The organism is Flavobacterium saliperosum (genome assembly GCF_900100625.1).
Taxonomy (GTDB): Bacteria; Bacteroidota; Bacteroidia; order Flavobacteriales; family Flavobacteriaceae; genus Flavobacterium; species Flavobacterium saliperosum.
In genome coordinates this window covers 417,654-432,045 of the sequence record NZ_FMTY01000002.1, presented here as the reverse complement: position 1 = coordinate 432,045, position 14,392 = coordinate 417,654, and the positions used below count along the sequence as shown (strand labels likewise).

General features: G+C 38.5%; 10 protein-coding genes. 3 read left to right on the top strand and 7 right to left on the bottom strand.

The annotated features are described in order from the left end of the window. The first annotated feature begins 427 nt into the window (after window positions 1-427). Genes BLQ05_RS05385 through BLQ05_RS05375 form a run of 3 tightly spaced genes read left to right on the top strand, consistent with a single transcriptional unit; the run spans window position 428 to window position 9,103 of the window. A complete protein-coding gene (locus BLQ05_RS05385; RefSeq protein WP_023576684.1) occupies window positions 428-6,205 on the top strand; it encodes an HYR-like domain-containing protein in 5,778 nt (1,925 codons plus the stop codon). Window positions 6,206-6,254: 49 nt separating this feature from the next. Then, window positions 6,255-7,163, top strand: a complete 909-nt coding sequence (locus BLQ05_RS05380) for a PorP/SprF family type IX secretion system membrane protein (RefSeq protein ID WP_023576683.1) — start codon at window positions 6,255-6,257, stop codon at window positions 7,161-7,163. An 11-nt stretch (window positions 7,164-7,174) separates the two neighbouring features. Then, entirely contained in the window at window positions 7,175-9,103 is a 1,929-nt protein-coding gene (locus BLQ05_RS05375) for an OmpA family protein (protein WP_023576682.1), read from the top strand. A 113-nt stretch (window positions 9,104-9,216) separates the two neighbouring features. On the opposite strand, the gene BLQ05_RS05370 is transcribed toward BLQ05_RS05375, so the two are convergent. From BLQ05_RS05370 to pyrR, 7 genes are all read right to left on the bottom strand, one after another. After that, window positions 9,217-9,726: a CAP domain-containing protein gene (locus BLQ05_RS05370; RefSeq protein WP_035654583.1), complete on the bottom strand. Its 510-nt coding sequence runs from the start codon at window positions 9,724-9,726 to the stop codon at window positions 9,217-9,219. Between the two features lie 257 nt (window positions 9,727-9,983). After that, window positions 9,984-10,493 (bottom strand): CAP domain-containing protein, encoded by a 510-nt coding sequence (locus BLQ05_RS05365; protein ID WP_023576680.1) that lies wholly within the window; start codon window positions 10,491-10,493, stop codon window positions 9,984-9,986. Between the two features lie 152 nt (window positions 10,494-10,645). After that, on the bottom strand, window positions 10,646-11,290 hold the full coding sequence (pdxH, locus tag BLQ05_RS05360) for a pyridoxamine 5'-phosphate oxidase (protein WP_023576679.1): 645 nt from the start codon (window positions 11,288-11,290) through the stop codon (window positions 10,646-10,648). Between the two features lie 156 nt (window positions 11,291-11,446). Beyond that, entirely contained in the window at window positions 11,447-12,352 is a 906-nt protein-coding gene (locus BLQ05_RS05355; protein ID WP_035654582.1) for a ribonuclease Z, read from the bottom strand. Between the two features lie 15 nt (window positions 12,353-12,367). After that, window positions 12,368-12,700 (bottom strand): hypothetical protein, encoded by a 333-nt coding sequence (locus BLQ05_RS05350; protein ID WP_023576677.1) that lies wholly within the window; start codon window positions 12,698-12,700, stop codon window positions 12,368-12,370. 88 nt (window positions 12,701-12,788) lie between these two features. Continuing rightward, window positions 12,789-13,715, bottom strand: coding sequence for an aspartate carbamoyltransferase catalytic subunit (locus BLQ05_RS05345; protein ID WP_023576676.1), 927 nt, complete (start codon window positions 13,713-13,715; stop codon window positions 12,789-12,791). Window positions 13,716-13,740: 25 nt separating this feature from the next. Then, entirely contained in the window at window positions 13,741-14,292 is a 552-nt protein-coding gene (gene pyrR, locus BLQ05_RS05340; RefSeq protein WP_023576675.1) for a bifunctional pyr operon transcriptional regulator/uracil phosphoribosyltransferase PyrR, read from the bottom strand. Window positions 14,293-14,392 lie beyond the last annotated feature (100 nt).

Genomic DNA, 14,392 nt, shown 5'->3' with positions numbered 1-14,392 from the left:
CATAAAGTAAGTCAAAAAAAACCACAAAAACCAGAGAACATTTGTCAAATAAATGTTAATTCACGGATAAAACGCCCACTTTCATCGAAAATGCAACTAATTGTTACTTACCAAACAGTTTATTTAAATAATTTAGACTCAACAAATTATCGAAATACATTTTGAATTGAATTTATCAGGTCGTTTTAAATCTTAATACCACATCAAGATTTATAACAGACTTTCAGTCAGCATGTATATTGTTCTGTTATTATAATTAACCGGAACAATTTCGCTTTTATTTTCCAACAGATTTTTATTGCCGTGTCAATTTTAGGGCTAAAGCCATTCGCATGCTTTTTTGCATCGCTAAGCGGACTTCTGACCTCTAGAATTAGTGTTTTTTTATTACAGATTTATTAAAGTTTCAATTAATAAAGTAATGTCCATGAAACCAAAAATTACCTTACTATTGTTATTTATCCTGTTAGGACTTAACAATGCTTTTTCTCAGTTTACGCCTCAAAAACCAGACTTACGTTTGTGTGGTACCGCACCAAATTATTATGAAGATTATTTCAATTGTTCTTCAAATAACTATACGTTAGATCAGGTTTTTCTGAGCCTTACAAATATCAACGGTGTTCCGCTGTCTAACACAACCTGTACACCCGGTACATCACAACAGATGTATGTTATGCTAAATTATACCTCAAATGCAAACAGTGCAATTTCGCAAACCAGAATTTTTGCGGATTTATCTATTGACGGGGTTGTAATTCCTGTAAACGCATATCTTGGAAATGTGACACCCGGATCCGGTCAGCGACAAATCTACGGTCCTTTTACCTGGACTTGCGGTCAGGAACTAGCCTTATGCCGTATTTTAGCGGTATGGCAAACTAACGGAAACGCAAACGATCCGGAATTAAGTACATACAATTGTAACACCTACAGCAAATCACAATGTGAATTTGGAAGTTGTATGATTGTTGCCGCACCATTAGCTGTAGAATACACCTATACCGTTTGTGCATCTGCAAACCAAGCTACAGTAACATTTACCAATGAAACATCCGGTGGTATTACTCCTTATTCCTATTTGTGGAATTTTGGGGACGGAACAACTTCTACTCTGGAAAATCCAGTTCATAACTTCGTTTATCCCGGCGGACCTTATACCGTTACATTAACTGTAACCGATTCGAATGTTCCGACTCAATTGGTTAGCTCACAGTCACAGATAATTACATTATCGGGACCAATCACGATTACAGGTACCGTTACTGCTGCAAATTGCAGTAATCAAAATAATGGTTCAATAGATGTTTCTGTAACCGGCGGAACGGCTCCTTACACCTATTCCTGGAATAATGGAGCTACTACTCAGGATATTTCCGGACTTGCTCCGGGTTCTTATACAATTACCGTAACTGATGCCGTTGGATGTATTGCCTCTCAGACTTTTATAATTGGCCCGGGTGACGTAAGTAATCCTGTTGTCACCGCACCAAACGATTTAGCTATTGAAGGTTGCGGAACAAATGCAATGGCAAGTAGTTCAGCCCTAGGAAATTTAGGGTTTTCTACTACTCCTGTCGTAATTTCAGCTGCACAACTTGATGCGGCCGGTGTAACTTTTGTCGATGCTTCTGCAATAGCTACCATTACTTATCAGGACGTAGCTTCAGGAAGTTGTCCTACTATTGTTACGCGAACTTACAGATTAACCGATGTTTGTGGCAATGTAGGTTCCGACCAACAAATAATCACTATAGACGATACAACTTTACCGGTAATAGCGGCTTTACCTGCTCCAACAACCATTAATTGCCCGGCAGTACCTCAATTTGCACAGGCTACAGCTACTGATAATTGCGCTGTTGCTTCATTGACTTTTAACGATGTAACCACTCCGGGACAATGTGCAGGAGCTTACTCAGTGACCAGAACATGGACCGCTTTGGATGCGTGTGGAAATTCAGCTACAGCATCTCAAACTATCAATGTTCAAGATGTTTCAGGTCCGGTTATTGCAGCATTACCTGCTCCATCAACCATAAACTGTCCGGCTGTACCTCAATTTGCACAGGCAACGGCTATAGACAACTGTGGCTCCACTTTTACATTGACTTTTAACGATGTGACTACTCCTGGGCAATGTGCCGGATCGTATTCGGTAACCAGAACATGGACTGCTTTGGACGCCTGTGGAAATTCATCTACAGCTTCTCAAACCATTAATGTTCAGGATGTTTCAGGACCGGTAATTGCTGCTTTGCCCGCTCCTTCAACCATTAACTGTCCGGCTGTGCCTCAATTTGCTCAGGCAACCGCTACAGATAACTGTGGTTCCGTTTTTACATTGACTTTTAACGATGTGATTACTCCGGGACAATGTGCAGGGGCTTATTCGGTAACCAGAACATGGACCGCTTTGGATGCATGTGGAAATTCATCTACAGCATCTCAAACCATTAATGTTCAGGATGTTTCAGCTCCTGTAATTGCAGCATTACCCGCTCCTTCAACGATTAACTGTCCGGCTGTACCTCAATTTACTCAGGCAACGGCTACAGATAATTGTGGTTCCGCTTTTACATTGACTTTTAACGATGTGACTACTCCGGGTCAATGTGCCGGATCGTATTCGGTAACCAGAACATGGACTGCTTTAGACGCTTGTGGAAATTCATCTACAGCATCACAAACTATTAATGTTCAAGATGTTACCGCACCGGTTATTGCAGCTTTACCAGAACCATATACAATTAACTGTCCTGCCACACCTCAGTTTGTACAGGCAACAGCTACAGACGCCTGTGGTTCAAGCATTAACCTGTCTTATATAGATAAAGTCATACCGGGACAATGTGCAGGTTCTTATTCCATGATAAGAGTATGGATTGCTCTTGATGGTTGTGGAAATTCATCTACAGCTTCACAAATCATAAATGTTCAGGATATTACAGCTCCGGTTATTGCAGCATTGCCTGCTCCGTCAACGATTAACTGTCCGGCTGTGCCTCAATTTGCTCAGGCAACCGCTGTAGATAACTGTGGTTCCGCTTTCACATTGACTTTTAATGACGTAACTACTCCTGGGCAATGTGCCGGATCGTATTCGGTAACCAGAACATGGACCGCATTGGACGCCTGTGGAAATTCATCTACAGCTTCTCAAACCATTAATGTTCAGGATATCACTGCGCCTGTTCCGCCACAAGCACCTGCAAATATTACGGTGTCTTGTAGTGGTGATATTCCTCAAATGATTTCATTAACTGCTAACGATGCGTGTAATGGTCCAATAACCGCTCAGGGTGTTGATGTCATTACAGGCGGAAGTTGTTCCGGAAGTTTCACCGTAACAAGAACATGGACTTTCGTAGATTCTTGTCAGAATACTTCTTCAATAAGTCAGACAATCAACGTAAATGATTCATCAAGTCCTGTTTTACCAAGTCCTCCGGCAGACATAACCGTAGCTTGTATTAGTGAGGTACCAGCAATGATTTCATTGACTGCCACGGATACTTGCGCAGGGCAAATAAGTGTTCCCGGTGTTGATACTGTTGTTCCGGGAAATTGTCCAAACTCATTCATAATTACACGCACCTGGACTTTTGCAGATCCTTGCGGTAATAGTGCTTCGGTTTCTCAAACAATTAACGTGATTGACAATGTGGCACCGATAGTACCTCAGGCACCGGCAAATATAACCGTGTCTTGCGGAACATTAATTCCTGAAATGATTTCACTAACTGCTAATGATGCCTGTTCAGGATTAATTACAGTTCAAGGTGTTGATTCAACCGTACAAGGTAGTTGTGCTAATTCATATGTTGTAACACGTACCTGGACTTTTGTTGATGCCTGTGGTAATCGCTCTTCGGTATCACAAACAATAACTGTTAACGACAATCTTGCTCCTGTTATACCTGTTGCACCGGCTGATGTAACTGTATCCTGTGGAACTTTGATTCCGGAAATGGTTTCTCTTACCGCTACTGATGCTTGTTCAGGTGAAATTACAGTACAGGGAGTCGATTCGGTTGTACCGGGTAACTGTGCCAATTCATATGTTGTAACCCGTACCTGGACATTTGTTGATGCTTGTGGAAATCGTTCATCCGTATCACAAATAATCAATGTTAACGACAACATCCCTCCAGTTGTGCCTTCTGCTCCGGCTGATGTAACCGTATCCTGCGGAACTTTGATTCCGGAGATGATTTCACTTACTGCAACCGATGCTTGTTCAGGTGAAATTACAGTACAGGGAGTCGATTCGGTTGTACCGGGTAATTGTGCCAATTCATATGTTGTAACCCGTACATGGACATTCGTTGACGCTTGTGGAAATACATCATCGGTTTCTCAAACAATAACTGTCAGTGATACTATACCTCCGGTAGCTCCAGAAGCTCCTGCTGATATTACAGTATCATGTGGAACCTTAATACCTCCAATGATTGCTCTTACCGCAACCGACAATTGTCAAGATGCAATTACTGTAGAAGGAATCGAATTTACAACACTGGGCACATGTGATAACTCATATGTGGTTACAAGAACATGGACGTTTACAGATTCCTGCGGAAACAGTTCCTCAGTATCTCAAATAATAACTGTTAGTGATACTATACCTCCGGTAGCTCCGGAAACTCCGGCTGATATTGCAGTATCTTGTGGAATCGAAATTCCAAGACCGGTTACTCTTACTGCGAGCGATAATTGTAGCGGGGAAATCTCAGCATTATCCGTTGACACAGTTCAACCGGGAGATTGTCTTAACTCTTATGTAGTTACAAGAACATGGACATTTACTGACACTTGTGGGAACAGTTCTTCCATTTCACAAATGATAACTGTTTCTGACCAAATTGCTCCTGTAGCTCCAGCTGCTCCGGACAACATAACGGTAGAATGTGCCGGTGATGTTCCTGCCATGATTTCTTTAACCGCATACGATAACTGTCAGGAAGCCATTACCGTAGAAGGTGTAGACAGCATAGTTCAGGGAGATTGTGCGAATTCATTTGTAGTTACCAGAACATGGACCTTTACCGATGCTTGTGGAAACAGTAGCGCTGTAGCACAGATAATCACTGTTTCAGACGAAGTGGCACCATCATTACCGGAAGCGCCTAGCAACCTAACCGTTTCATGTTCAAGCGAAGTTCCGAGACCGGGAGTGTTAATTGCCAACGATAAATGTTCCGGTGAAATTTCAGCTTTAGGAGTTGATGTTATTACCGAAGGCGACTGTCCGAACGCATTCACGGTAACAAGAACATGGACATTTACGGATGGTTGTGGTAACACTTCTTCAATATCTCAGGTAATCACAGTAAACGATGAGATTGCGCCTTCCTGGGAAAGCGAAGATTATACTGAGGAAACAACAGTTTCATGTTCAGCGATTCCTCCGGTGCCTGAAATTATCTTTACAGACAATTGTGGTGGTGAAGTAACCGTTACATTTACAGAAACTATCGAAAATCAAGCTACCGATGAGAACAATTTAATTGTATCCTATGATATTGTAAGAACATGGACGGCGACTGACAGTTGTGGAAATTCAACAGTTCTTACTCAAGTAATCCATGTAACCATAAACGACACTTTCGATGCGGGAACAAAATCCATTTGTAATGATGTGCCTGCAAACGCAAATTACGACTTAAATCAATTACTGATTGGTTTGGTTAGTCAGGACGAATATGATGGTGAATGGACAATCGAGAATGTAGGTTTTGAATCCGCACTGAATGGTAACATTCTTAACGTAACGCTGCTTCCGGACGGGTATTATACTTTAGTGTATACTTTAGATGTAAATGACAGTGAGTGTCCAAGAAAATATGAGTTCTACATTCGTTCACACAATTGTGAAGGTGAAGTTTTGGCGGCCTGTTCCATTGAAGTTTTCAATGCCGTTTCTCCGAATAATGATGCAATGAATGATGTCTTCTTTATTCAAGGATTAGATTGTTATCCTGATAACAATGTTCAGATTTATAACCGATGGGGCGTTTTGGTATTTGAAAAAAACGGTTATAATAACACTACGGTCGTTTTTGAAGGAAAATCAAATGGTCGTTCTACTTTCAATAAAGACGAAGAATTACCAGACGGAACATATTTCTACATCCTGAAATATAAAGATAATGAAACCGGGGCTTGGAGTGATAAATCAGGTTACTTGTATTTAAACAGATAATTCTCATATTTCTATTAATTATTTACCAATTTAATTTAAATTAGTGAACATGAAAACAAAATTAATAACACTCGTTTTAGGATTAATAGGTATGATGGGTTATTCGCAACAAGACTCACAGTATACACAATATATGTATAATACCATTAATATAAATCCGGCTTATGCAGGCTCGAGAGAGGTGCTGAGTATTTTCGGATTACACAGAAGCCAATGGATTGGTTTGGACGGAGCACCTACTACAAATGCTTTTTCCTTAAATACGCCGATTGGTGACACAAGTTTTGGAGTTGGACTTTCCTTCGTTACTGACCGCATTGGTCCAGCCAATGAAAGTGCTATTTCAGCAGATTTGTCCTATTTCATTCAAATGTCTGAAAATTATAAACTGGCATTCGGTTTAAAAGGAACCGGTAATCTCTTTAACATTGATGTAAATAAACTTAATATTCAACATCAGAATGATCCGCAATTTCAAAATTTATCAAATGATTTTAGTCCTAACTTAGGTGCCGGTATCTATCTGTATTCCGATAAATTCTATGCGGGATTATCAGTGCCGAACTTTTTTGAAACCAAACGTTACAAAGACAATTCCGTATCCATTACACAGGAGAAATTACATTATTATTTCATTACCGGATACGTTTTTGATCTTAATGCAGATTTAAAAATGAAACCTTCCGTGCTGTTAAAAGCCGTCGAAGGAGCACCATTACAGGCTGACGGTTCGCTGAACTTTCTGATTTATGACAAACTAACTCTTGGAGCGGCCTACAGATGGGACGCTGCATGGAGTGCGATGGCAGGATTTCAAATATCAAATTCAATCTTTGCAGGATATGCATATGATAGAGAAACTACCCGATTACAGAATTATAATTCCGGATCACATGAGATTTTCCTCCGATTCGAATTGTTCAATAATTCTAAAATGTTAACTCCTCGTTTCTTCTAAATTGATTAGTTATGAAAATTAAAGCACTACTTTTAATAACCCTTTTCAGCATTGGCAGCGTATATTCTCAAATTGGGAGACAAGCCAGAGCCGATAAAAAATATGATAATTATGCCTACATAGATGCCATTGAAGTCTATGAAAAGGTAGCTGAAAAAGGTCATAAGTCTGTCGATCTATTCGAAAGACTTGGAAATTCCTACTACTTTAACGGGGAGTATGAAAAAGCCGAAAAATGGTATTCAGAACTCTTTGCGCTCTCAAGCGATGTTCCGGCCGAATATTATTTCCGATACGCACAATCGCTGAAAGCAACTGGAAATTACAAAAAAGCCGATGAGTATCAGTTGAAATTCTATCAGAAAACCAATAATCCGGCAGGAGAAGAATTAATGAAAAACAAAAATTATCTGGACGAATTACGAAAAAACTCCGACAGATATATAGTTGAAAATGCAGGCGTAAATACGGAATTTTCAGATTACGGATCCACTTTCAAAGGCTCGGATGTTATTTTTACATCAGCCCGAAAAACCAAAGATGTTTTTCAAAAAAAGCACAGTTGGAACGACCAGTTTTTCACTAAACTTTACACTGCAAAAGTGGCAGAAGACGGAAAATTAAGTGATGCCCAGGAATTTTCAAAAGAACTTGATTCCAAGTTTCATGAAGCCACACCGGTTTTTACAAAAGACGGAAACACGGTCTATTTTACCCGAAACAATTACAATGATGGTAAAAAAGGAAAAAGCGACGACAAGGTGAATAAACTGAAAATCTATAAGGCAACCTTAAAAGACGGAAAATGGGATGATATTACCGAACTGCCTTTCAATAATGATGATTACAGTGTCGCCCACCCCGCTTTAAGTGCCGATGAAAAAACATTGTATTTTTCTTCTGACATGCCTGGAACATTGGGAGCATCGGATATTTTCAAAGTGGCCATCAATGAAGACGGAACTTTTGGATCACCGGAAAATTTAGGCAGTGGCGTCAACTCGCCTTTGCGTGAAACCTTCCCGTATATCACCGATAAAAATGTACTTTACTTTTCATCGGATGACCATTTGGGAATCGGAGGATTGGATGTTTTCGAATCAAAAATGAACAAAGATGGCAGCTTTACTTCGGTAAAAAACGTCGGAGCTCCTGTTAACAGTGCAAAAGACGATTTCGGATACATTGTAAATACGAAAAGTCATATTGGTTATTTTACTTCCAATCGTGAAGGCGGTGTAGGTTCGGATGATATTTATAAATTCAAGGAAAATGTTTGTGAACAAGTACTAAAAGGTAGTGTTACCGATATGCAGACCACACAAGCCTTACCCGGAGCTAAAGTTTCCTTATTTGATGCGAACATGGAACTGATAAAAGCCGTGGAAGCCAATGACAAAGGTGAATTCGCTTTCGAAGAAAACATCGAATGTGATAAAAAATATTATGTAAGAGCGGAAAACACCGATTATGAAACCAAAGAAATCAATGTGTCCATTCCGTTGAAATCAGGAGAAACGAGAGCTGACATTGCTTTGGAAAAACGTGTAATGCCAGTAGAAAACGGAACTGATCTTGCAAAAATATTTGACATCAGTATTATTTATTTTGATTTGGACAAATGGAATATTCGTCCTGATGCTGCAGTTGATTTAGAAAAAATCATTGCAGTAATGGAAAAATATCCAAAAATGAAAGTAGACATCCGCTCGCACACCGACAGTCGCCAAACACACAAATACAATGAAAGACTTTCGGATCGAAGAGCAAAATCAACTTTAGAATATATGGTTAAAAACGGTATCGAACGAAGCAGATTAACTGCTAAAGGTTACGGAGAAACACAGCTTATTAACGGTTGTTCTGATAATGTAAAATGCTCAGAAGCAGATCATCAGAAAAACAGACGAAGCGAATTCATCGTCTTAAGCATGGAATAATTGCATTTAATTTTTCACAATTAATTTAATAAAAAAAGCATTCGCCTGGGCGAATGCTTTTTCATTTTTGGATTATTCAAACCCAGAAACTAAACACATATTTTTAGCTAAGTCTATTTTCTGACAAACATATTGGTGAAATACATTTTTCCTTCAGGATTGGTTCTAACTGCAATTCCAAAATGGGTGTAATTCCCTTCCATGTTTGCTTTATGAGCCGGACTGTTAATCCATGCGGTTACTACAGATTGTGCGGTAGAAAAATTGCAGGCAATGTTCTCTCCAACAGCAACAGCTCCTAAAGTAGTTCTTAAATTCTCCTCTCTTTGGGCAAAAAGGGCGTGTGTTAACGTGTTGATTGAAATCATATAATCATCGTGACCTTCGGAAACGTTTGAAATATGATTTATTTTTTCAAGTGAATTCAAACCTTTACTAACGCGGTATTGGTTTACCAAATCAGCAATATCCAATTCAATCTGACTGTAAGTGTAATTATTGTTCACCGTATAACTTGCAGATGCATCATCTTGTGTTGTCTCGTCTGTACTTTCTGTTGAACAGGAAGCAAGAGTAATAAGTAGGACAATAATCGATATGGGGCGAAAAATTGTTACTCTCATAAACACTCAAATTAATAGTGGCACTTTACTTTGCAATCTTTAAGTTTTCATAACTCATTGACAACAAGACAAATATACATCTAAATCGATTATCTGCAAATATAATCGATGAAATGCGTAAAATTTTAACACTACGCCTTTTGAAAGAATACTATTAGGTATTTCCTAAAGCAAAAAAGCACTCGCCTTAGCGAATGCTTTTCCATTTTTTGGATTATTTAAACCCAGAAACTAAACAGATTTTTTTTAAGTCAAGTCTATTTTCGGATGAACATGTTGGTAAAATACATTTTTCCTTCGGCATTGGTTTTAACTGCAATTCCAAAATGGGTGTAATTCCCTTCCATGTTGGCTTTATGAGCCGGACTGTTAATCCATGCGGTTACTACAGATTGTGCGGTAGAAAAATTGCAGGCAATGTTCTCCCCAACAGCAACAGCTCCTAAAGTAGTTCTTAAATTCTCCTCTCTTTGGGCAAAAAGGGCGTGTGTTAACGTGTTGATCGAAATCATATAATCATCGTGACCTTCGGAAACGTTTGAAATATGATTTATTTTTTCAAGCGGATTCAAACCTTTACTAACTCGATATTGGTTAATCAAATTGGCAATTTCAGTTTCAATCGGACTGTAAGTATAATTATTGTTTACTGTATAATTCGAAGACGTTTCAACTTGAGGTGTTTCGTCTGTACTATCTGATGAACAAGATGCAAAAGTTATAAGTAGGGCAATGATCGAAATGGGACGGAAAATTGTTACTCTCATAAACTCAAAATTTAAATGTTATGCTTTGCTTCGTTATCATTTTTTTATGTAACTAATTGATAACGAGGCAAATGTACATCAAAATCGATTATAAGCAAATAAAATCGACAAAATGCACTAAATTTTAACATTTAAACGTAATTTACTGATATTTAAGGAGATAGCCTTTCAATTTTCCAGCTATAATCTTCCTGTAATTGATAGCGAATTCTATCGTGAAGTCGGTTAGGACGACCTTGCCAAAATTCTACAGAGATTGGTTTTACCAAATAGCCTCCCCAGTTTTCAGGACGCTTAATTTCTTTATTCTGATAATCCTGTTCCAATTGTTTCAAATTGTTTTCCAGAAAATCTCTTGAGGGAATTACATCGCTTTGAGGAGAAACGATAGCGCCTAATTTACTACCGTCAGGGCGACTGTCGAAATAATTGTCTGACGTTAGTTCCGGGGTTTTTTCTGCAATACCTTTGATAATCACCTGTCTTTCCATGGAATGCCAAAAGAATGACAAACAAACATTCGGATTTCGAGCTAATGCTTTTCCTTTTTCAGAATTATAATTGGTATAAAAAATAAAGCCTTCTTCGTTAAATTTTTTAAGCAAAACAACTCTGGCCTTTGGAAAGCCGTCCAAGCCAATAGTAGAAACCGTCATGGCATTCACCTCCTCTATCCCGCCTAAATCTTCGGCTTCGTAAAACCAGCGGTGAAATAAATTCATCGGATCTTCCGGAATATTGGTTTCCAGAAGTTCGCTTTTCTCATATGATTTTCGGTAATTACTTAAATCGCTCATTATTAGACTACTTAGATTGTTAGACTACTTAGATTATTTGACTACTTAGATTGTTAGATCGGGGTAATATTTTCATGGACATAAACATAGTAGTTTTTTCGAAATTTATCAATTATAAAACTCTAAGAAGTCTAATTCTCTAACTTTCTAAGTTGTCTAGAATTCAAATTCTCTTCCGTCATCTGACAGAAGAATATTCGGAAAAACAGTTTCGGCTTCGGTTCGAAATCGTTCAATACTTTCATAACGAGTGGAGTAATGGCCTAAAACCAATTGTTCAACATTGGCTTTTTTTGCAATAGCTGCGGCCTGTTTTGCTGTACAATGCATCGTTTTTTCGGCCAAATGTTCTTCAGAATCTAAAAACGTACTTTCGTGATATAAAACCGTTGTGTTTTCAATGATTGAAATGATGCTTTCATCATAGACCGTATCCGAACAAAAAGCGTAACTCTTTGCGGGTTCCGGATCGAAAGTCAGTTTTTCATTGGGAATGACTCTTCCGTCTTCCAGAGTAATATCGCCACCATATTTTATTTTCTGGTAATACACCATATCAATCTCATAATTTAAAATGGCATCGATATTAAGTTTCCGCTCACGGTTTTTTTCAATGAAGAGATAACCGTTTGTATACACTCGGTGCTTTAGCGGAATGGTTTTTACAACCACTTTTTCGTCTTCAAAAACTACTTCACTTTCGGTACTTTCCAATTCATGAAAATAAAGATTATAACCTGTATAAGAATTTGATAATCTGAGTTGTAAAAGGATTACTTCTTTAATTCCTTTAGGTCCGTAAACATGTAAATCGGTTTGACGGTTGAGTAACATAAAGGTAGAAATCAATCCCACCAAACCATAAAAATGATCTCCGTGAAGATGCGAAATAAAGATGTGTTCTATACGTGAAAATTTGATTTTATTTTTCCGAAGCTGTACCTGGGTTCCTTCTCCGCAATCAATTAAAAACATACGGTTTTTAATTTCCAGGACTTGTGAAGTTGGATTGGTAATCGTTCGAGGAGTCGCGGCATAACAGCCAAGAATTGTTAGTTTCAAGTTTAAGGTTTAAAGTTAAAAACCTAAATCGCGTTCGATTTCTTCCATTTCAATCATGTCGTGCGCTTCCAAAAGTGTCGGAACCACCAACAACGAAGCCGGAACATCATTAAAATCGATATTATCGGCAACAATCACAAATGATTTTTTCGCTTTCTTGTGTTTTTTGGACAAATCCGAAAATGTCTTTATGGCTTTTACATCTGCAGATTTATCGTGCGATACATCCAAAATAAGGTTGCGTTCTTTAAAAGATTCGTACTGATCGGTTACTTTTCTAAGAAATTCAGAAACATTGCCTTCGGTATCTTTAATTATAGTGGTGTGTATTTTATGATCTACTTTCATTTTTAAGTTGCTTAGCGGCTGAGTTGCTAAGTTACTGAGTTTTTTTAATCTCAACAACTTTCTGACAATCGACTTTCAACTTTCAGACTTATTTAATTTTCTGCGCCAATAAATAAATCACTGCCATACGGACAGCTACCCCATTTTCTACCTGATTTAAGATTACCGATTGCGAAGAATCTGCCACATCGGAAGTGATTTCAACCCCACGGTTAATTGGTCCCGGGTGCATGATTACGATTTCTTTGCTTAATGAATCGAGTAACGCTTTGTCTACTCCGTATTGTTGTGCATATTCACGCGTTGAAGGGAAATAATTCACATCCAAACGTTCATTCTGTACACGAAGCATATTGGCTACATCACACCATTCCAGTGCTTTACGCAAATTCGGCTCGTATTTTACGCCTAACGATTCAATATAGCGTGGAATTAGCGTTTTCGGTCCGCATACCATAACTTCTGCGCCTTGCATTTGGAGTGCGAAAATGTTTGAAAGTGCTACGCGTGAATGCAAAACATCACCCACAATAACAACCTTCTTCCCACCTACTTCACCCAATTTTTCACGAATGGAATAGCTGTCTAATAAGGCTTGTGTTGGATGCTCGTGCGCTCCGTCTCCAGCGTTAACAATACTGGCTTTTACATTTTGTGATAAAAAGTGAGCTGCTCCCGGATTTTTATGACGCATAACCACCATATCCACTTTCATTGAAAGGATGTTGTTTACGGTATCGATTAATGTCTCTCCTTTTTTTACTGAAGATTGTGCAACCGAAAAACTCATCACATCGGCCGAAAGACGTTTTTGTGCCAATTCAAACGAAAGTTTGGTACGCGTACTGTCTTCAAAGAAGATGTTGGCAATGGTAATGTGCTGTAATGAAGGGACTTTTTTAATCGGACGGTTGATTACTTCCTTAAACTGATCGGCAGTTTCGAAAATTAAATCAATGTCGTTTTTGTTGATGTATTTTATTCCTAATAAATGATTGACGCTTAGCTCTTTCATTGGTATTGTTGTGTTGTTGTAATTCTTAGTTGTTTGTTGTTTTGGCTACTAAAAGCACCTGATCTTCCCCGTCGTTTTCTTTCCAGTTTACGATAACTTTCTCGTTGTTAATCGCGTCTACCTGTCTGCCACGATAATCCGGCTGAATGGGTAAATCACGGCTGAAACGTCTGTCGATTAGTGTCAAAAGTTCAATTCCGGAGGGTCTTCCAAACGATTGAATCGCTGTTAAAGCCGCACGAATACTACGTCCGGTATACAAAACATCGTCTATGAAAACCACTTTTTTATCTTCCACCAAAAAGTCGATTTGGGTTTTATTGGCTTCCATCGGTTTTTCGTTTCTACGGAAGTCGTCTCTAAAGAAAGTGATATCCAAAAAGCCTAACGGTATGTTCTTAACATTATACTCCTGCTCCAGAATTTGTTTGATTCTCTCAGCTAAATATTTACCTCTCGGCTGAATTCCAATAAGAATAGTGTTTGAAAAATCGAAATGTTTTTCGATCAACTGACAGGCCAAACGATGCAGAATGATATTGACTTCTTTTGAAGTGAGCAATACTTTTTGACTCATAAATAAAGTGTTGTGTTTGGTGTGTAAAAGTACGATTTTTTTGTTAATCTGCTAATTCCGGTATAATATATTGGATGATAATTATCAAAAAACAGGATAA